General features: G+C 59.4%; 17 protein-coding genes. 7 read left to right on the forward strand and 10 right to left on the reverse strand.

Translation table 11 applies throughout. The annotated features are described in order from the left end of the window. On the forward strand, positions 1 to 602 hold a 602-nt coding region (locus tag ACPYOJ_RS29235; RefSeq protein ID WP_481419365.1), incomplete at its 5' end, for a hypothetical protein. 88 nt (positions 603 to 690) lie between these two features. On the opposite strand, the gene ACPYOJ_RS29240 is transcribed toward ACPYOJ_RS29235, so the two are convergent. From ACPYOJ_RS29240 to ACPYOJ_RS29280, 9 genes are all read right to left on the reverse strand, one after another. Next, a complete protein-coding gene (locus tag ACPYOJ_RS29240) occupies positions 691 to 1,239 on the reverse strand; it encodes a LeuD/DmdB family oxidoreductase small subunit (protein WP_481419366.1) in 549 nt (182 codons plus the stop codon). Between the two features lie 9 nt (positions 1,240 to 1,248). Further along, positions 1,249 to 2,511, reverse strand: a complete 1,263-nt coding sequence (locus tag ACPYOJ_RS29245) for an aconitase/3-isopropylmalate dehydratase large subunit family protein (protein ID WP_481419367.1) — start codon at positions 2,509 to 2,511, stop codon at positions 1,249 to 1,251. Between the two features lie 53 nt (positions 2,512 to 2,564). Continuing rightward, the gene (locus ACPYOJ_RS29250; RefSeq protein ID WP_481419368.1) at positions 2,565 to 3,818 is read right to left on the reverse strand and encodes a CaiB/BaiF CoA transferase family protein; all 1,254 of its coding nucleotides are present in this window, start codon (positions 3,816 to 3,818) and stop codon (positions 2,565 to 2,567) included. After that, positions 3,815 to 4,975 (reverse strand): beta/alpha barrel domain-containing protein, encoded by a 1,161-nt coding sequence (locus ACPYOJ_RS29255; protein WP_481419369.1) that lies wholly within the window; start codon positions 4,973 to 4,975, stop codon positions 3,815 to 3,817. The genes ACPYOJ_RS29250 and ACPYOJ_RS29255 overlap by 4 nt, the downstream gene beginning before the upstream one ends. 104 nt (positions 4,976 to 5,079) lie before the next feature. Further along, a complete protein-coding gene (locus ACPYOJ_RS29260) occupies positions 5,080 to 6,756 on the reverse strand; it encodes a thiamine pyrophosphate-binding protein (protein WP_481419370.1) in 1,677 nt (558 codons plus the stop codon). A gap of 209 nt (positions 6,757 to 6,965) precedes the next feature. Further along, a complete protein-coding gene (locus ACPYOJ_RS29265; RefSeq protein ID WP_481419371.1) occupies positions 6,966 to 8,729 on the reverse strand; it encodes an ABC transporter permease in 1,764 nt (587 codons plus the stop codon). A gap of 12 nt (positions 8,730 to 8,741) precedes the next feature. Continuing rightward, positions 8,742 to 9,860: an ABC transporter ATP-binding protein gene (locus ACPYOJ_RS29270; protein ID WP_481419372.1), complete on the reverse strand. Its 1,119-nt coding sequence runs from the start codon at positions 9,858 to 9,860 to the stop codon at positions 8,742 to 8,744. Between the two features lie 80 nt (positions 9,861 to 9,940). Continuing rightward, positions 9,941 to 11,062 carry an ABC transporter substrate-binding protein gene (locus ACPYOJ_RS29275; protein ID WP_481419373.1) on the reverse strand — a complete coding sequence of 374 codons (1,122 nt, stop codon included), beginning with the start codon at positions 11,060 to 11,062 and terminating at the stop codon, positions 9,941 to 9,943. 205 nt (positions 11,063 to 11,267) lie between these two features. Continuing rightward, complete coding sequence (locus tag ACPYOJ_RS29280; protein WP_481419374.1) at positions 11,268 to 12,131, reverse strand: IclR family transcriptional regulator; 864 nt, start codon at positions 12,129 to 12,131, stop codon at positions 11,268 to 11,270. Between the two features lie 218 nt (positions 12,132 to 12,349). Here ACPYOJ_RS29280 and tcuA point away from each other — a divergent pair, with 218 nt between their 5' ends. Further along, the gene (gene tcuA, locus ACPYOJ_RS29285; RefSeq protein ID WP_481419375.1) at positions 12,350 to 13,846 is read left to right on the forward strand and encodes an FAD-dependent tricarballylate dehydrogenase TcuA; all 1,497 of its coding nucleotides are present in this window, start codon (positions 12,350 to 12,352) and stop codon (positions 13,844 to 13,846) included. 44 nt (positions 13,847 to 13,890) lie between these two features. On the opposite strand, the gene ACPYOJ_RS29290 is transcribed toward tcuA, so the two are convergent. Beyond that, positions 13,891 to 14,877 carry an isocitrate lyase/PEP mutase family protein gene (locus tag ACPYOJ_RS29290; RefSeq protein ID WP_481419381.1) on the reverse strand — a complete coding sequence of 329 codons (987 nt, stop codon included), beginning with the start codon at positions 14,875 to 14,877 and terminating at the stop codon, positions 13,891 to 13,893. Positions 14,878 to 15,017: 140 nt separating this feature from the next. On the opposite strand from ACPYOJ_RS29290, the gene ACPYOJ_RS29295 reads away from it, so the two are divergent. From ACPYOJ_RS29295 to ACPYOJ_RS29315, 5 genes are all read left to right on the forward strand, one after another. Further along, entirely contained in the window at positions 15,018 to 16,289 is a 1,272-nt protein-coding gene (locus tag ACPYOJ_RS29295) for a 3-isopropylmalate dehydratase large subunit (RefSeq protein ID WP_481419376.1), read from the forward strand. Then, a complete protein-coding gene (locus ACPYOJ_RS29300; protein WP_481419377.1) occupies positions 16,286 to 16,828 on the forward strand; it encodes a LeuD/DmdB family oxidoreductase small subunit in 543 nt (180 codons plus the stop codon). The genes ACPYOJ_RS29295 and ACPYOJ_RS29300 overlap by 4 nt, the downstream gene beginning before the upstream one ends. 20 nt (positions 16,829 to 16,848) lie before the next feature. Further along, positions 16,849 to 17,598, forward strand: a complete 750-nt coding sequence (locus ACPYOJ_RS29305) for an electron transfer flavoprotein subunit beta/FixA family protein (RefSeq protein ID WP_481419378.1) — start codon at positions 16,849 to 16,851, stop codon at positions 17,596 to 17,598. Between the two features lie 23 nt (positions 17,599 to 17,621). Then, positions 17,622 to 18,554: an electron transfer flavoprotein subunit alpha/FixB family protein gene (locus tag ACPYOJ_RS29310; protein ID WP_481419379.1), complete on the forward strand. Its 933-nt coding sequence runs from the start codon at positions 17,622 to 17,624 to the stop codon at positions 18,552 to 18,554. Between the two features lie 18 nt (positions 18,555 to 18,572). After that, the coding region (locus ACPYOJ_RS29315; RefSeq protein WP_481419380.1) for an NAD(P)/FAD-dependent oxidoreductase at positions 18,573 to 19,279 on the forward strand (707 nt) is incomplete at its 3' end.

Consider the following 19,279-nt stretch of genomic DNA (forward strand, 5'->3'; position numbering starts at 1 on the left):
AGCGGCCCCAGGCCATGGTCATTGCAGCCCTCGTTGTTGCCTCCGTTGCCGCTAGCGTCTGGAGTGCAGTCCGCAACAGGCCGAACACGCCGGCAAACGACGGTGAGACATCTCGCCCTGTCAATCGCCTCCCCCAGTTACTTTTCACAGGCGCACTGATCGGCGCGCTAGGAAGGGGCATCTATTCTATCTCGGCCTCGGCCTATCTGACGAAACTCTTTCCGACGACGGTGGGGTTCGTCACGCTCGCCCTTCTCCTCCTGGTTTTCATTCGCCAGATCATGGTTTCCAGTTCCAGCGGCATACTTGCGGATCTCGAGTATTCGGAGCGCCACCTCTACGAAGGGCAGCCAGGCAAGTTCGTTTATCTCGGCTGGATCGCCCTCTTCGTGGCGATGATCTGGTTCTTCGGCTTTACCATCGCCGCAGCTGTTCTTGTCGTCTCGATGATCTGGAAGGAATGTGGGCGGCCTTATGGCAGGGGTATCGCACTTGGCGCTGCAACAGTGCTTGTGCTCTGGCTGTTGGCCTATCTGCTTTACCTTCGGTATCCCGAAGGCCTGCTGCCGGGATATTTCGGCCTGCCGTGGTGGCTGCAATAGAAAAAGGCCCTGCCGGGATGCCGGCAGGGCCAGTTTGCAACGATCATGCAGCCTTTCAACGAAAGGGAAGGCTGCATTTTTTAGACCGCTATTCCTCCAGGCCGATCTTCGGCGTGAACTGCTCATCCACTCTCTGTTTGAGTAACGGCAGGATACCGCCCGCGTCGAGAATACGCTCGACGGTCGGCGGAAAGCTCGCAACGTCGTGGCTGGTGCTCTTGCCGACATTACGGACCTTCCAGTGCGTCGTATCGATCTCGGCTTCGTCGCCTTCGTCGAAGAGCCTGGTGGCGTCAGCCAGTTCGAACACCGGCAGACCGGCGGCAATAGCGTTGCGGAACCAGATGCGCGCCGCCGATTCAGCGATGATCGCCTGAACGCCCCAGACATTGAATATCTGCACGGCCGGCTCGCGATGCGAACCCGCTCCGAAATTCTTGCCGACGACGAAGATGTCGCCAGGCTTGACGAAAGCATCGAGGCCGGGCCGGATCGCCCGGAAGACATGAGGTCTCAGCGCAGTCAGCTGATGGTCGTTGTCGGCCACCTGCAGCCGGTATTCGCCCGGCGCGATGATGTCGGTATTGACGTCGTTGAATGCCAGCCGCACGACGCGGCCCTTCATTGTCTTCAGCATCGCATTTCCTCAGTTTAAGACATCGCGGGGGTCGGCGACCCCGCCCATGACCGCCGACCATGTGACGGTCGCGGGACTGCCGAGATAGATCGAGGCATCGGAGCTCCCCATCCGTCCGGCGTAATTACGCGTGGTGGCGGTGATGCAGACTTCTCCGGGCGCCAGATAGGCGCCCTTGCTGCCGCAGACGCCGCAACCCGGGCTGAGAAATTGTCCACCGGCCTCGATGACGACCTGCGGAATACCCGCGTCCAGACATTGCTTGTAGATTTCCCAGGAAGCCGGCGAGACCAAGAGCCGTACGCCGCGGCTCACCTGCCTTCCCTTCAATATCTTCGCAGCGATCTCGATATCTTCGAAGCGGCCGTTCGCACAGGAACCGACGCAGGCCTGATCGATACGAATGCCGGTCAGGTCATTGATCGGCAAGACATTCGAGAAGCTGTGCGGAGCAGCAATCTGCGGCGGCATATTGGTGACGTCGACAACGATATGGTCGCAATACCTGGCGTTCTCGTCGGCAAAGACCGGCGTGTAGGGTTGCTTCGCAGTCTTGTCGAGGAAGGCCTTGGCCACGTCGTCGATCTCAAAAAGCGCAAATTTCGCGCCCACCTCGATTCCATGATCCGCCATGGTGAAGCGGTTATCCATGGAAAGCTGCTTGACCGTTTCGCCGACAAATTCGATCGACTTGTAGAGCGCGAAGTCCTCGCCATATTTGCCGGCGAGATATAGCATGATGTCCTTGCCGGTCAGCCAGCTGGGCATGGTGCCGGTCAGTTCGACCTTGATCGTTTCCGGCACCCGGAACCAAAGTTCCCCGAAAGTGGCGGCATAGGCGAGGTCCGTTTCACCGATACCGGTGCTGGCGCAATTCAGCGCGCCGGACATTACCGTGTGAGAATCGCATCCGATCACCAGCTGACCGGGCAGCGCATGACCTTTGTCCACCATCATCTGGTGCGCGATCCCGCAAGTCGTGTCGTAAAAGTTCTGGATCCGATAGCGGTCGGCGAGCTCGCGCAGTTTCACCCCGCGAAGCGCAATTTTCAGATTGGCGGCGGGCTGATGATGCTCCACCATCATGAAGAACTTGGCCGGATTCCAGATCTTTGGCAGGCCGTTCGGCAGTCCAGCCGCAACGGCGTTATTGTGGGTTTCCACAAAGCCTTGCAATGCCACCACACCATCGACCTTGCAGTCGACATATTCGCCCGCGGCGACGCTCTCCTTGCCCGCAGCCCGGGCCAGTATCTTTTCGGCTATCGTCATGCCCATTTTCTTCGACTTTCTCTCTGCGGGATTTTCCCGGCTGCGGCGTTTCGTCATGGCTTGCGTTCGACGTTCAGCATCTCGGATGATTTGAGCACCGTCCGGGATTGCTTCAGTGCCTCGATTTCGGCCGTCTCATAACCAAGCTCTCGAAGCAGTTCGTCGCTATGTTCGCCAAGCGTTGGTGGCTGACGGTCGAGAGTGAAATCGATGCCGTCGAAATGCACCGGCATCTTCGGCACGCGGATATTCACGCCGGCACCTTCGACCGCGATCCAGCGCTTGCCTTCCTCGAGATGCCGATGGTCCATCAGCGTCATCGGCGTATTGACCGCCGCAAAGGGGACGTTTGCTTTTTCGAGAACGCTGGTGATCGTGTCGAAGGGCATCGTTTCTACTGCGGCCTGTATCCGCTCGGCAATCTCTGCCCGTCGCGCCGACCGCTTCTTGTTGCTGGAAAATTCCGGCAGATCGCGCCAGTCGGAAAATCCGAGCACATCGCAAAGCGACTGCCAATGCCGGTCACTGGTGACGGCGATAAAGACCTGGTGGTCGTCGCTGGTGGAAAACAGCTGATAGACGGCCCAGCCCATCATCTTGCCCATGCCGCTGCTCTTGCCTTCGCCGCGCGGCGGCGGATCCTCACCACTGATCTGTGCCTTGGCAAGATGCTGGCTGAGCCAGAAGACGATGGTCTCGAAGAGGCCAGCCTCGATATTTTCGCCTTCGCCCGTCGCATGGCGCTTATGCAGTGCAGCGAGGATGCCGACCACGGCATAGGTCGCAGCCCCGATGTCGGTGATCGAGGCGCCCGCGCGCAGCGGGCGTCCCTTGCTGCCGGTCAGATAGGCCAGTCCCCCCTCCATTTGCGCCAGCTCGTCAAGAAGCGGGCGGCCCCAGTTGGGGCCAGGCAGGAAACCTTTGACCGAACAGTAGATCACCCGCGGATTGACCGACTTCGCCCATTCGTATCCAAGACCGAGCCGATCAAGTGCGCCCGGCACGTAGTTGTTCAGCACCACATCCGCGGTCAGCACCAGCTTTTCGAAGATCTCCTTGCCCTTCGGCTCCCGCAGATTGACCGCCACGCTGCGCTTGTTGCGGTTGAATGACAGGAAGCCGGCACCCTGGTTGGCTTGGTTGCGGGCGGTGTCGCCAATATCGGGATGTTCGATCTTGATGACGTCGGCGCCGAGATCGGCGAGCATCAGGCCGGCGCTTGGTCCCGCCACGATATGGGTGAGTTCCAGCACGCGAATGCCTGTCAAAGGCAGTTTCTGCCTAAATTTCTGCGGCGTTTCCGTCATGATTTGCTCCGGAGTTGGATGTCCGCACCGGCTTCAGGCGGCTCGTCGACCGTACTTGCTTCGGCGCGTTGATAGCTCCGGATGGGCGTCTTCCAGGGCGATGGAGCGCCATCGTAAGCGGCCGGTCCGCGGATGAAATGCCTGGCTTCCTCCAGGCTTTCCACCCGAGGCATATCCATCGGGTAAAGCGCGTCGTAACGCGGCCGCGGTCCACATTTGGAAACGAAGCCGTACAGCGAATGACCGACGATCTCTTCCGCCAGCCACACGGCTTCGATGAGCTTTCGCAAATCGACCCCGGTGTAGATGCCCATCTCCTCAAGCATGTGCATCAGATCTTCGGTCGCCGCCATCATCGCCGCGCGGCCGTTGCCGCAATAGGGACAGCCGGCCATGCCACCGATCGAAGTCTGCAGCCGCAGGCTATCGCTGCTACCGAGGATGCGAAGCGCGGCATAGATCGACGGCATTGCCATCCCGCGGCCATTGTGCAGATGCAGATTGAAGTCCTTGATCTCTGGCCAGCGCTCTTTTACGGCGACCAACTGGCGCTCGACTTCATGCGGCATGCACCAGCTCATGGCGTCCGAGAAACTGACCCGCGTCACCGGAATACCGGCAGCAGTCCAAAGCGAATGCATCCTGTCCAGTTCGCGCATCCGCTGATCGAGCGTGAATTCGCCCGTCCAGTTGGAGCCGAAAGCTGCCGTCAGATGCACACCGCCATCTGTCACGCCATCGTCGATTGCCCTCTGCACCTTTTCCGGCCAGCCCGCAATATCCTGCTCCTGTGTTCGATTGACATTGCGCCGCAGGAACACATCGCACATGGAATAACTGAGCTGGGTTTCGCGGACTCGCGGCGACAGCGGCGGCGTGAACGATCTGGCTCGCTCGAAACCCTGCTTGTTGTAGGCAGAATAGGTGTAGCGAATACCCGGGCGCGGCGTGAAGCCACGAATGACATCATCGATCGCGGCCATCTGCGGCGTCCATTTCGGGCTGGCGAAGGAACCGACCGCGATTTCCTGCAATCCCGTCTCAGACAGCGCGTCCAGCAGGCGGATCTTGTCCGCGACCGATATCGATGCGTTCTCGATCTGCAGGCCGTCGCGCATCGCTTCTTCGGTATGCAGTATTTTTGGATATCCGGCCAAATCAGCCTCCCGTCATCAGCATTCGGTTCGGGCGCCCAAAACGGAACACCGCATCACGCCTAGGTTCGTCATCGGTTGCGGCAGGCATTTTTCGCGTCGCCCCGTTAGTGTTTCTTGCGCGCATTGAAGTTGCGCATCCTCGGCGACACGACGTTCCGCGACACCGGGAAATCCCAGATCTCCGCGGTGTCCTGCGCCTCGTAAGCGGCAAAATGCTCGTCAAGCATCAGAAGGTCGTCGATCCGGTTGCCCCTGAGACCGAAACCGCGTCCGATAGCGCCAAAATCCGGACGCCCGAACACCGCACCGCTTTCGTCCACACCGTCCGCCTTCAATTTGTGGATTTCCGCGCCATACGCCCCGTCGTTGAGAGCGCAGATCAAAAGGCGGATACGATGCCGCCGGATCGTCTCCAATTCCTGGATATGCATGATCAGGCTGCCATCACCTTCCAGGAGGACGACTTTTCCGTTGCCCGTCGTCGCGGCAATGCCTGTCGCGATGGAAATGCCGTTGCCGATCGCCCCGAACTCGCGGATCACATGGAAGCTGGTCGGCCGGCGATTCCGCATGTGAGTATAGAAATAGGACGAGTGCCCCGAGCCGCTGACGATGTCCCAGTCCTTGGGAATCACCCGGTCAAGGGCGGCAACCAATGTGCGCGGATCCACGGTGCCGCGCTCGATTTCGAATTCGGCATTATCGCCAAAGAGATGCTTCAGCCGTCCAATGACTTCAGGCGTCCTGAACCCCGGCGTAGCGCGTCCTTTGGTCCGCATTTTTGCAACAAGCGCATCCGCCGCCCGTCTGGCATCGGCCCGCAGATAGGCGTTCGCAGCCGCATGTCCCTGCACCAGGCCCTGGGGCGCCTCATCCACCTGGGCAATGAAGGCATTCGGATAAAGGGAGCCTCCATCCATCGTGTGATGGGTCAGCCTTGCACCGAAAGCCAGCACCATGTCCGCATCGTTCATCAGCGCGGTTGCGACCGGGGTCGCGAAGCCACCGCTGACGCCGAGCGAATAGGCGCTTTCATCAAAGAGGCCCCGCGCCGGCAATGTTGTGGCCAGCAGGGCACCGGAGAGCTCAGCAAGCTCCAGAAGGCGGTCGCGCGTCGCGTCGGGAAGAGCTCCCCTGCCCGCCAGGATCACCGGCCGCTCGGCAAGCCGCAGCCGTTCCGCAAATTCATCGAGGATTCCGGGATCCGGCTCGACCGGAAGCATGGCTGGAAGCAGCGCATGCGACGTCGTGTATGCGCCGAGCCCTGCCGTCCGGTTCTGTTGCAGGTCATAGGGCACACCGATCACAACCGGCGTGCGCTCGCTTCGCGCGATAAAGAATGCCTCCCGCACATAGTCGGGCATTCGACGGAGGCTGTGGGCACGGATATAGGTCGCGCCGGATGCCGTGACGACCGGACCCTGGTCAATCATCTGATTGTGCCAGGCGGCATTGATCGGCGATTCCCCTGAAAATATGACGAGCGGCACATGGCCGTGCACAGCGGAGGCAAGCGCCGTGGTGATCTGCGTAAGACCCGGCCCGCAGGTGGTTGAAGCAACGCCAGGCTTGCCCGTCGCGCTGTGATAGCCGATTGCCATCGCCACGGCACAGTGCTCGTGCCTGACATGGACGGTGCGGACGCCCGGCAGATGGGACAGCGCAGTCGCCCAATGCATGTTGCCGTCGCCCATCAGGGTGAAAAGCACGTCGGTGCCCTCGCGCTTGAAAGCATCCGCAAGCACTTCGTAGAGCCTTGATTCAGTTGTGCCGCCGTCCATCGATCCTCCCGCAGCGCCGTCAGGACTAGCGCCTTCCGTCTTCGCCGGCGTCGCGTGGTGTTGCTGTGCCGCCAAGCCCGTAATCGTCCGTATATTTCACAATATGAAATACTATTTCACAATAGGAATTTACTGTCGTGCCATCTTCCCTGTCAACTCCATATTTGCCGGCCGCCTTCGAAGTCCGGCGCCATGCGAAAAGCCACGCGTCAGGTCGTCGGTCCGCGGATGATGCGCTCGAGCGCCAGAAGTGTCGTGACGATTGCCAGCTGGACGACGGCCATGGCCGCCAATGTGCCCATGATGCCTTCTTCATAGTAACGCAGCAGCGCTACGGTCAGTGTTTCCGTGCCATTACGGTAGAGCAGCAGCGGAATGGTCAGATCTCTTGCCGAGATGGCAAAGACGATGATGAAGGTGGCGATCGCACCGCGGCGCAGCAGGGGGCTGAGGATATAGAAAACGGTTTTCAGCCAGCTGCCGCCATGCACGCGCGAGGATTCTTCGAGCTCGTTGCTGATCTGCCCAATGGCGCTCTGCATCGTCGAGGTACCGAGCGGCAAGCCTTTCATCACGAAACCGATCATGATGACACTGGCGGTGCCATATAGGTTGAAGGGAGCGGGCGGCAGGGCCCAGGCCCAGAGCAGCGCCAGCCCGAGGACGACCCCCGGCAGTGTCCACGGCGCCCATGCGAGCATTTCGAGCCATGGGCCGAGCCGGTGGCGCGACCGTGTCCGAATATAGCCGACAAGCCCCCCGATGATCACCACGATCAAACCGGACGCGCCGGAATAGATCATCGTATTCTTCAGCCCGCGGATTGCCCTGTCGTCCTGCCAGAGCGTCACCCAGTTCGCCAGCGTGACCTGGTCGAGCTTGTAGAAGCCGAAGACGGGGAAGAATGAACTGATGACGATCTGCAAGACTGGTGCTACGACCGCCAGAACAAAATAGATGACGAAGACGGCAAAGATCGACCAGCGCGCCACGTTCGGCAGACGAAGCACGGCCGGCCGATAGCCCTTGCCCGTTATGACCGTATATTGCTTGTCTGCGATGATCCGCCGCTGGATGAAGAGCAGGGCCAGCATGATGGCGATGATCACAACCGAGAGCGCCGTCGCGGCATTGTATTGCGGCGGATGCCGGTAGTTCAGCATTCGGTAGATTTCGTTCGAGAAGACGTAGACGCCACCCGGGTTGCCAAACAGCAGGGGATTTTCGAAGGACTCGAGCCCTTGTACGAAGACCAGGATCGATACCCCGATGATCGCTGGCGCCAGCATCGGCAAGGTGATGACAAGAGCGGTCTTGTATTTGTTGGCACCGAGCGTGATCGCCGCCTCCTCAAAAGACGCATCCATCGACTTGAAGAAGCCGACGAGCATGAGAAAGATGAACGCGATCGTGCTCAGGGAGGAATGGAAGATCAGTCCGGTCCAGCCATAGAGATTGATGATATTTCCCTTGATGCCAAAGATCTCCTGGGCCCACTGGTTGATCAGGCCGTTCTGGGGATTGCCGAGCATCAGCCAGGAGATGCCGGTGAGCAGATCCGGAATGAAAAACGGCACCGGTATCAGCCAGGTCATCAAGCCGGCGAAGGGCACGTCGGTGCGCGCCACCGCCCAGGCGAAAAGCAACGCGAAGACAAGGCCCACTGCGAGGCGCGAAACCGCGAAGATGATGCTGTTCATCAGAATCGGCAATAGTTCGCCTGCCTGCAGCAGGACCGAATAGCCGTTAAGCGTCAGGGTGCCCCAACGCCCAGGCTGTCCGGTGAAGAAGCTGGACGCAATCAGCACCGCCAGTGGATAGAGAATGATGACCACCAGCAGCAGCGCAAGGAGATATACAAGCAGCGACGGCCGGATACCGAGACGGTGAATAAGCGCGGTCTTCGGCCGGCGGCCGGGCGTCGTGCGATCGGGAACATGTGTTGACGGAACCCCGTCATCGGTGTCGTACAAGGCCATCGATCCTCACATGTAAAGGGCGAGATCACGTTCGGCAAAGCCGAGATACGCCTTGTCGCCGAGCGCCCATCCAGCATCGGCGGGGGCGCTCACGCGAACGGTCAGCGTGTCGTTGATATCCACCAGAATATCGTGCCGGTCTCCGACATAGGCCTTATCCTTGATCCGGCCTGCGACCCAGACGCGGCCATCGGCTTCCCTGTCGCGATTGAGACTGATCTTCTCCGGACGAATGAAAAAATGACCTTGAGTGCCGGCTTGGGAAGCGTCGTCCGCATTGCTGGTGCGGATACCACCGGCGGGCACCACCACGCGGACCGCCCCGTCGAAGGTCGGCAGGTCGATCGCCGCATCCCCGCCTCGACGCTCAACGGATGTCCGGATCTCGATCATGTTTGCCTTGCCGATAAACTCGGCGACAAAGCGGGTGGCCGGCCGGTCGTAGATCTCAACAGGCGTGCCGACCTGTTCGACACGTCCACGGTTCATGACGACAATCCGGTCCGACAGCGTCAACGCTTCTTCCTGGTCATGTGTCACGTAGATCGACGTCAGATTCAGATTGCGCTTCATCATCTTCAACTCGAAGCGCATCTGCTCGCGCAGCTTGGCGTCAAGATTCGAAAGCGGCTCGTCGAGAAGCAGCAGATCGGGTTTGAAAACGAGTGCCCTTGCGAAGGCGATACGCTGCTGCTGCCCGCCGGAAAGCCGGGTCGCGGGCTTCGATTCCAATCCGTCGAGCCCCACCATCTTCAGCACCTCGCCCACGAGATCCCGGCTTTCCTCCTTCGAGACGCCTCTCATCTTGAGGGGGAAGGCAACATTTTCGGCAACGGTCATATGCGGCCAGATCGCATAGGACTGGAAAACCATACCGAGCCCGCGATTTTCGATCGGCACGTTGGTCTTGCTGGACGAATCGAAGATCGTCCGCGAACTTGTGCGGATAGTGCCGGCAGACGGCTCCTCCAATCCGGCGATCATCCGAAGTGTCGTCGTCTTGCCGCAGCCGCTCGGCCCCAGCAATGTCAGCATTTCGCCCGGTTTTGCCTCAAGGTCGACCTGGTGCACGGCGACGAACGCACCAAACTGCTTCATCAGTTGCCTGACTTCGATACCGGACATCCTGCATCCCCTTCCAAAATGTGCGAGAGAGACGGGCCCGCCCCAGAGCTTTGGCGGTCCCGTCGCGTTACCTCAGGACGTCAGCGAATGCCGAACACCTGCTCCATCTGGTCGAAGAACGGATTGAGATCGGCCAGCATCTTGTCGGGAATGGGCTTCATCAGCTTGTTCTTCGTGACGCTCATCTCGGGAATGGGTGCATCGACATTGGGATGCGGAACCCCGCGTGCGACCGAGGCCCACAGCTTCAGCTGCGGAAGCTCGTAGAACCATGTTTCCAGAACCTTCGCCGCATTGGGATGCGGCCCGCCTGCCAGAAGCGCAATGGACGACGGCGTCCAGGCCAGCCCTTCGGTCGGAACAAGAAATTTCATCGGCGTGCCCGGCGGCAGGTTCAGCATGAACTCGCCGCGTCCCGAGAAGCCGACGGCAAACTGACCCCGGATGACCCCATCCTTCGTCGCGCTCGTGCCGCCCTGGATGATGACCGGTTTCGTTACTTCCGCGAACTTCTTGATATAGTCGAGACCGAGCGCTGGATCATTGTAGATCGCCGCCATCTGTGCGCCGCCGCCGTCCAGCGAGCGGGGATCCCGCATCACCACCTTGCCCTGCCATTTGGGATCGAGGAGATCCTTGTAGGACTTGATCTCGCCGTCCTTGACGAGGTCGGTATTGATGAGCAGGCCCTGAGCGCTGATCTGCACCGGAAACCAATAATCGGGCGGGTCCTGAACGAATGCGTCCGCATTGATATTGGCAAGCTCCGGCGCCGGCGGACGCCATTTCTCGAGAATACCGTTACGCTGCAGCTCGATCATGTATTCGTCGTTGCCGAGGAAGACGTCCCCCTCTGTCTTGCCGACCGCGCTTTCCGTAGACAGACGGTCCGTCAGGTTCCGCAGGCGGCCGTTGACCAGCTCGACTTCGATCCCGAAACGCTTCTTGAAAAGATCGGCACCGCCAGCCTTGATGAAGTCCGATGTCGTCGTAGCACCATACCAGACGACTTTTCCTTCCTTCAAAGCCGCATTGAAGATTTCCGGTCCGACGGCTTTGGCGACGGGATCGTCGGCAAATTTTTCAGGCAATGTTTCCTGAGCTGCTGCCGGAACCAATTGTCCTGCAAGACAGCCAGCCGACAGAAGCGCTCCCAAAACGAGGCTTCGCAGAAACGGTCCATGATTCGCCTTGATGCACATGCCTTCCTCCCAGAGACGTGTTATTATATTTCACATTGTGAAATACGATTTCATATATTGGCGTTGCCCGCGCGGATTTGTCAAACGCTTTCTTCCGGTCGGAGAAACTTCCTAGGGCACAATGAGAAATGGCTGCCGCATCGAAGATGCAGCAGCCATCCCAACTGCAGGGCAAGTTGGATCGCGCCCAGCTTAACTCACTGCATCAGCTGGACTTTTTGTCGGTACCTTTGCGGTAGCCGAGCCTTTCGGATATCTGCAAACCGCCCGCCAGCATGGTTTCGATGCACTTCTTGCGATGTTCCGCCGTGTATCTTGGCTGAGGCGTGAGGACATCCAAAGCGGCAACCGTGCGCCCCTGATAGTCCTTGATAGGGACTGCGATCGCGCCTCCGCCCGTCACGAACTCCCCCCGGCTTTCGGCGTAGCCGCGCTCGCGGATAACGGCCACTTCCTTGCGCAGCTCATCGGCGTTCGTGATCGTGTTTTCCTGGATCTGTACGCGATCGACACGCGTCAGATATTCATCCAGTTCCTCATCTGTCATCCCTGCCAAAAGGATTTTGCTCGATGCGCCGGCATAAAGCGGTGCATGCAGGCCAAGATCTGCCATTCGCCGCATGGCGTGTGTGCCCTCGAGAGAATCGATGTGCACGCGGCTATCGCCTGATCTAACGGAGAGGACAATGGTCTCCCCCAGCGCATTGCGGATTTGCCGCATGACCGGAATCGCCACGGTGTGCATATTACTCTGCCTTCGCCGGACATCTGCAAGCCTTACCAAGGTGAAGCCTAGGCTGTATCCATTGGTGTCAGGGTCGGTTTCGACGAAATCGTGTTCGTTGAGAACGGCCAGAATCCGGAAGACCGTAGGTTTGGGCAATCCCGTCGACTTCGCAATATCGGCCAGCCCTAGGGGTCCGTCCGAAGACGACAGGGTATTCAGGATGCCAACGGCGCGATCGAGGACCGCAATCGAATAGGAACTCGTCTTTGCTTCACCCTCTGCCGCCTGATTCTTGGGCTTGCGTCCCTTTTTGCGGGGCTGCTGGTCATTTGTGATTGTCATCAAGGACGCTCCATTTCACTATATGAAATAGCATATTAAATTATCGCGACTGTCAAAGCACCATCAAATTTTCGAGCAAATGGTTGCCACATATTGATTTCATATTGTGAAATCATATTTCACATATATTGACACGTACTTTTTCTTACGTAATTTTAGAGACAACGATCGGCTGATCGTCACTTTGCTCATCAATGAATTCGGAGGATATCCACGCGATGGAAACAAATGCCTATGATGTGATCGTCGTCGGCGGCGGGAACGCGGCCCTGACGGCGGCCTTGTCGGCTGCGGAAGGGGGAGCCAAAGTGCTGGTCCTCGAAAGGGCCCCAGAGCACAAGCGCGGAGGCAACTCTGCATTCACAGGCGGTGGGTTCAGAATGGTCCACCACGGCGCGGCGGATATCAAGAAAATCGTGCCCGATCTGAGCGAAGAGGACATCGCAAGAACCGATTTCGGCGAATATACGGCCGAGAACTACCTCGACGACCTTGGCCGCATCACACAATACTATATCGATCCAGACCTTGCGGAGATCATCGTTAAGAACAGTACCGATACCGTTCACTGGCTCATGGGCAGAGGCGTCAAATTCGTTCCGAATTATGGCCGCCAGGCGTTCAATCACAATGGCCGCTTCAAGTTCTTCGGCGGCGTTGTCATCTACGCGAACGGTGGCGGTGCCGGTCTCGTGGAAGCCGAATACAAGGCATGTCAAAAACATGGCGTCGAAGTGCGCTACGGCGCTCGTGCAAAGTCGCTGATCCGCGACAAGAGCGGTATTCGTGGGGTCCGTGTCGCTTCGGGTGGTGAGGAATACGAAATCTTCGGCCGTGCAGTGGTCCTTGCCTCAGGCGGCTTTGAAGCCAATCGCGAATGGCGCAGCCGTTATCTCGGTCCAGGCTGGGAACTCGCCAAGGTTCGCGGAACCCGGTACAATACCGGCGACGGGATTCAGATGGCGCTTGACGCCGGCGCTCAGTCCTACGGCCAGTGGTCGGGCTGTCACTCCGTTGCCTGGGAGCGATACGCCAACGACTACGGCGACGTCGACGGACAGCATACCGCCGGATACCGGCACAGCTATCCGTACAGCATCATGGTCAATTCGGAAGGCAAGCGCTTCCTCGACGAAGGTGCCGACTTCCGCAACTACACCTATGCCAAGTATGGGCGCGTCGTCCTGCAGCAGCCGGGCAGCTACGCCTGGCAAGTCTTCGATGCGCAGGTTGCTCATCTCCTGCGCGACGAATACAAGATGCGCGGAGCGACCAAAGTCAAGGCCGATACGCTCGAGGAGCTTGTCGACAAGATGGGAGACGTGGACTACCACAACTTCCTTCAGACGGTCCGCGACTATAACGCGGCTATCAAGAAGGATGTTGCCTTCGATCCGAACAGCAAGGATGGCAGATCCACCGTCGGGCTCGCCGTCAACAAATCGAATTGGGCAAATACGATCGAACAAGGCCCGTTCGAAGCCTATTCGGTCGGCTGCGGCATCACCTTTACCTTCGGCGGGCTGAAAATCGACACCGACGCACACGTCCTCGACATCGAAGACGAACCACTTCCAGGGCTTTTCGCGGCTGGCGAACTGGTCGGTGGACTCTATTATTTCAACTATCCGGGTAGCACCGGCTTAATGGCGGGCGCCGTCTTCGGACGTTTGGCCGGTCGAGAAGCTGCAAGCTTCGCCCTGAAGAGTAAATAGCTATTCGATGTAAGGAGGGCGGCTTTGAGCCGCCCTTTTGCTTTTCAGGATTTGTATTTGGCAGACGCTGCTTCACCGAAGTAGCGCTCTTCGAGCAATTGCTGAAGGGCTGCCCCTTCCCCGTCTGGCCCCACGAACGGAACGGGATAGGGATTGTCCTTTCGCGTTTCCTGAAACGCCTCGTAAGCGGCAATGCCGTGCTTTTGGAAGTCGTGCATGAAGTCCCAGACTGCGGCCCACATGACATGATGGGTGAAGCCCGGAAGCCATGCGAGGTTGACGCCCAGCTCGAGATGTTCCTCAAACGAGAGATAGCGCGGCAATTTTCCCTTCATGAAGGAAAACGGTCCTTTGAACGCGGCCCGGGCGAGCCGGATCTCATCGGTTGAATGGGGAGATTCAAGCTGCACCCAATCGACCCCGGCCTCTTCCCTGTAGGCACGAAGGCGGGCGATGGTGGAATCGAGGTCTGAACCAACGGCGTCGCGCGCATAGCATTGCGCCATTATGACGAAGTTGGGATCCAACTCGTTCTTCATATCCACAGCCGCCCTGTAACGCGCGATAGCCTGATCCAACGGCACGACTTCTACGCCCGCGTCACCGGTCCGGCGCTTGCCTTCGAGCGGCTGATCGTCGATTCGAATGCCGGCAATACCAGCTCGAATGCATTCCCGGACCATGCGGCGCACCGCCATTATTCCGCCATGGCCGGTATCTCCATCCATGATGATAGGGAATTTGACGGATTGGGCAATCCATCCGGCAACCGTTACGCATTCCATCATCGTCAGAGTCCCGACATCCGCAAGACCGGTATAACTGCCGACAACACTGCCCGTCCCTACGAACCCTATCTCGCAGCCGGTCCACTCCATGATGCGTGCAACTGCCGCACTTGGCGGATGCAGTACCGGCACCACGCGTTCGGTTTGATTCATCAGCTTTCGCAGCCGCACCGCTGCTGGCTCGCTTTCTTTCATACCGCCACCCAATACGCCTGGCTGGCGAAAATCTGCTGGTGAGTTCATCAGGACCACTCCTCTTTCTGACTGTTTGGTCGTTGACAGTATTTCCAATTTCGCTGTAACGTGCAAGCCATGTGAAATGCGATTTCACAATATGAAATTAGGGCAGCTACCCCGAACTGTCCTTGGACGGAGAATTAGCCATGCATGCTTTGGCAAAAATCATTGCGGCACACGCCGGTGTCGCAAGCGTCGAGGTCGGCGAAATCGTCAATGTGACTCCCGACTACATCATGCTGAATGACCGCGGCGCCGCACGAGCGCGCGCCCTTCTCAAGGAAATGGGCGCCGATCGCGTTTTCGATCCGAATCGCATCGTCGTCGTCTTCGATCACCATTACCCGGCGATCAGACCGCAGGACGCGGAAGCGCAAAAGGCGACACGCGCCTGGCTCAACGCCGAAGGCATATCGAAATTCCATGCCGGCGAAGGCATCGGACATGTCCTGTTTCCGGAAAAAGGCTATGCCTATCCCGGCGCCCTCATCTTCGGCACGGATTCCCACACGGTGACGAACGGAGCCGTTGGCTGCGTCTCGACGGGCCTCGGCCATTCCGACATCGCGTCCGGGTTGGCGCTGGGATACAATTGGGTACGCGTACCGGAGGTCGTCCGGTTCGATCTCCATGGCAAGCTGAAGCCCTTCGTGACTGCCAAGGATATCATCCTACGCATCGCGCAACTCTACGGGGAAGACGCCGCTGTTTATCAGGGTGTCGAATTCGCCGGGCCGGTGGTTTCCGAGCTTGGCATGGATGAGCGCCTTGTGCTCACCAATCTGGTCATCGATTTCGGCGGCAAGGCCGGTTACATACAGCCCGACGAAGTGACCTTTGACTTCCTCAAGGGACGATCGGATCCGGCGAAGTGGCAGGTAGCCACGACCGATTCCGACAAGGACTACGCAAACATCATCGAACTGGATGTCTCCGACATCGAACCGCTTGTCGCTTTGCCCCACGATCTCAGCCATGTCGTCGACGCCAGCGAAGCGTCAGACATTCGTATCGACGAGGCGATCTTCGGCACCTGCACCGGCGGCCGGATCGAGGATTTCCGTATCGCTGCACGGATCATGAAGAACAAGAAGATTGCGCCGCATTTGCGCATGATGGTCAATCCAGGCTCAGCGGCTGTCTACGCCCAGGCTGTCAAGGAAGGGCTGATCCAGACGATGGTCGAAGCCGGCGCCGTCATCGGCGTCCCCGGTTGCGGCCCTTGCTCGGGATGCCATCAGGGCATGATGGCGGCAGGAGAGGTCGGCATCACCAGTGCCAGCCGCAATTTCCGCGGCCGCATGGGGAGCCCGGATTCGAGCCTGATCGTGGCATCGCCCGCCACCGTCGCCGCATCCGCCATTGCCGGCTATGTCGTCTCACCAAAAGAATTCGCGTCATCCGGAGAAAATAAATGAAGATCAAGGGAAACGCTTGGACGTTCGGTAGCAATATCAACACCGATCTGATCTTCCCCAAAGCGTATTTTCGCCCCACCTACGAACCCGGCGAGATGGCGAGCCATCTGATGGACGGCATCGACGCCGACTTTGCGAAGAAGGCAAGGAGTGGCGATGTCATCGTCGCAGGCGCCAATTTCGGATGTGGATCGAGCCGAGAGGAAGCCGCAGCAGCCATGAAGGAATTCGGCATCGGCGCGGTGATTGCACCGAGTTTCAGCCGGCTTTTCATGCGCAACGGCATCAATTTCGGCCTGCCGGTGCTCACCTCCACCGATATCGACAAGCATGTCACCGAGGGCGACGTGATAGAGATCGACCTCACCGGCGGCTATTTCAAGAATATCACCAGCGGATATGAGACACGCCTCCCCCCTCTGTCGCCGGAGGCACTGAAAATGATGAGGGATGGTGGCATCAAGGCCTATACCAGGCGGGTCCTCGACGAGCGAAGGGCCGCGGCCGCATTGGCGAATGCAACGAATCCGGCGGCGTGACCGGTCAAAGGAAAATATCGATGAGAGTGCTTGTTCCCGTCAAACGACTGGTTGATTACAACGTGAAGATCCGTGTGAAGCCTGATGGCACGGGTGTGGAGCTTTCGAACGTGAAGATGTCGATGAACCCGTTCGACGAGATCTCGGTCGAGGAAGCGCTGCGGCTGAGGGAGGCCGGCAAGGCCGAGGAAGTCGTCGCCGTGTCGATCGGTCCGGCCAAGGCGGAAGAAACTTTGCGCACCGCGCTTGCCATGGGCGCCGACCGGGCGATCCTGGTCGAGACCGACGATCAGGTCGAGCCGCTCGCCGTCGCCAAAATCCTCAAGGGCGTCGTCGAAGCCGAGCAGCCGGGGCTGATCATCGTCGGCAAGCAGGCGATCGATGACGACTCCAACCAGACCGGCCAGATGCTGGCGGCACTGCTGCGCATTTCGCAGGCGACCTTCGCCTCGAAGATCGAGATCGGTGAGGGCAAGGCGACCGTGACCCGCGAAGTCGATGGCGGCCTGCAGACGATCGAAGTCAAGCTGCCGGCCGTCGTCACCACGGACCTGCGCCTCAACGAACCGCGCTACGCCTCGCTGCCGAACATCATGAAGGCCAAGAAGAAGCCGCTCGACAAGAAGGTTCCTGCCGATTTCGGCGTCTCTACCGAGCCGCGCCTCAAGGTCCTGAAGACCGAAGAGCCGTCGGGCCGCAAGGCCGGCGTCAAGGTGAAGTCGGTCGCCGAGCTCGTCGAGAAGCTCAAGACCGAAGCCGGCGTCCTCTAAGGTTCGAGAAAGGAATTACGACCATGGCCATTCTTCTTCTGGCTGACCACGACAATCAAAGCCTTTCCGACCAGACCGCCAAGGCGTTGACCGCCGCTACCCAAATCGGCGGCGATGTTACCATCCTCGTCGCCGGCAAGGGCGCCAAGCCTGCCGCCGACGCGGCTGCCAAACTCTCAGGTGTTTCCAGGGTATTGCTCGCCGAAAGCGATGCGCTCGCCAACAATCTGGCCGAGCCGCTCGCCGATCTGATCGTCTCGCTGGCCGCAAGCTACGACGCGATCGTCGCGGCCGCCACCTCGACCGGCAAGAACGTCATGCCGCGCGTCGCTGCCCTGCTCGACGTCGCGCAGGTCTCGGAAATCATCGAGGTCGTCTCCGCCGACACCTTCAAGCGGCCGATCTATGCCGGCAATGCCATCCAGACGGTGCAATCGACCGACGCCAGGAAGGTCATCACCGTGCGCACCGCCTCCTTTTCTCCGGCCTCCCAAGGCCCCACTGCTGCCGTTGAGGAAATCTCGACGGCAGCTCTTTCATCCGCTTTGTCGACTTTCGTCAACGACGCACTGTCGGCTTCCGACCGCCCGGAACTGACCTCGGCCCGGGTGATCATCTCCGGCGGCCGCGCCCTCGGCTCGGCCGAGAAGTTCAAGGAAGTCATCCTACCCGTTGCCGACAAGCTGGGTGCGGCCGTCGGCGCTTCGCGCGCGGCGGTCGACGCCGGCTACGCGCCGAACGACTGGCAGGTCGGTCAGACCGGCAAGGTCGTCGCTCCTGATCTCTACATCGCCTGCGGCATCTCGGGTGCGATCCAGCATCTCGCCGGCATGAAGGACTCGAAGGTCATCGTCGCCATCAACAAGGACGAGGAGGCACCGATCTTCCAGGTGGCCGACTACGGGCTGGTCGCCGACCTGTTCGAAGCCCTGCCGGAACTGCAGAAGGCGCTCTGACGGAAAGGTACGGCGTCGATGGACACGGAACTCCCCGAACGCGAGGCGATGGAATTCGACGTGGTGATCGTCGGCGCCGGGCCGGCGGGCCTTTCGGCGGCGATCCGGCTGAAACAGGTCAATCCGAAGCTCTCGGTCGTCGTGCTGGAAAAAGGTGCCGAGGTTGGTGCGCATATCCTTTCGGGCGCCGTCGTCGATCCTATTGGGATCGACCGGCTGTTGCCCGGCTGGCGCGAGGATGAGGGGCATCCCTTCAAGACTGAAGTGACGGCCGACCACTTCCTGGTGCTCGGCCCGGCCGGCTCCGTTCGCCTGCCGAACTTTATGATGCCGCCGCTGATGAACAACCACGGCAACTACATCGTCTCGCTCGGCAATGTCTGTCGCTGGCTGGCGACAAAGGCTGAGGAACTCGGCGTCGAGATCTATCCGGGTTTTGCCGCAACCGAAGTGCTCTATAACGACGAGGGCGCCGTCATCGGTGTTGCCACCGGCAACATGGGCATCGAGAAGAACGGCGAGCCGGGCCCGAACTACACCCGCGGCATGGAACTGCACGGCAAATACGTGCTGATCGGCGAAGGCGTGCGCGGATCGCTCGCCAAGCAATTGATCGCCAAGTTCGATCTCTCGAAGGATCGCGAGCCGCAAAAATTCGGCATTGGCCTCAAGGAGCTCTGGGAGGTGAAGCCCGAGAACCACAAACCGGGCCTCGTGCAGCATTC

This window comes from Rhizobium sp. SVR5-9E (assembly GCF_056755095.1).

Excerpts from the sequence above, each read along its gene's own strand:
- ACPYOJ_RS29240 (WP_481419366.1), bottom strand. The coding sequence starts at position 1,239 with ATGCTGAAGACAATGAAGGGCCGCGTCGTGCGGCTGGCATTCAACGAC.
- ACPYOJ_RS29245 (WP_481419367.1), bottom strand. The coding sequence starts at position 2,511 with ATGACGATAGCCGAAAAGATACTGGCCCGGGCTGCGGGCAAGGAGAGC.
- ACPYOJ_RS29250 (WP_481419368.1), bottom strand. The coding sequence starts at position 3,818 with ATGACGGAAACGCCGCAGAAATTTAGGCAGAAACTGCCTTTGACAGGC.
- ACPYOJ_RS29260 (WP_481419370.1), bottom strand. The coding sequence starts at position 6,756 with ATGGACGGCGGCACAACTGAATCAAGGCTCTACGAAGTGCTTGCGGAT.
- ACPYOJ_RS29270 (WP_481419372.1), bottom strand. The coding sequence starts at position 9,860 with ATGTCCGGTATCGAAGTCAGGCAACTGATGAAGCAGTTTGGTGCGTTC.
- ACPYOJ_RS29275 (WP_481419373.1), bottom strand. The coding sequence starts at position 11,062 with ATGTGCATCAAGGCGAATCATGGACCGTTTCTGCGAAGCCTCGTTTTG.
- ACPYOJ_RS29280 (WP_481419374.1), bottom strand. The coding sequence starts at position 12,131 with ATGACAATCACAAATGACCAGCAGCCCCGCAAAAAGGGACGCAAGCCC.
- tcuA (WP_481419375.1), top strand. The coding sequence starts at position 12,350 with ATGGAAACAAATGCCTATGATGTGATCGTCGTCGGCGGCGGGAACGCG.
- ACPYOJ_RS29290 (WP_481419381.1), bottom strand. The coding sequence starts at position 14,877 with ATGAACTCACCAGCAGATTTTCGCCAGCCAGGCGTATTGGGTGGCGGT.
- ACPYOJ_RS29295 (WP_481419376.1), top strand. The coding sequence starts at position 15,018 with ATGCATGCTTTGGCAAAAATCATTGCGGCACACGCCGGTGTCGCAAGC.
- ACPYOJ_RS29300 (WP_481419377.1), top strand. The coding sequence starts at position 16,286 with ATGAAGATCAAGGGAAACGCTTGGACGTTCGGTAGCAATATCAACACC.
- ACPYOJ_RS29305 (WP_481419378.1), top strand. The coding sequence starts at position 16,849 with ATGAGAGTGCTTGTTCCCGTCAAACGACTGGTTGATTACAACGTGAAG.
- ACPYOJ_RS29310 (WP_481419379.1), top strand. The coding sequence starts at position 17,622 with ATGGCCATTCTTCTTCTGGCTGACCACGACAATCAAAGCCTTTCCGAC.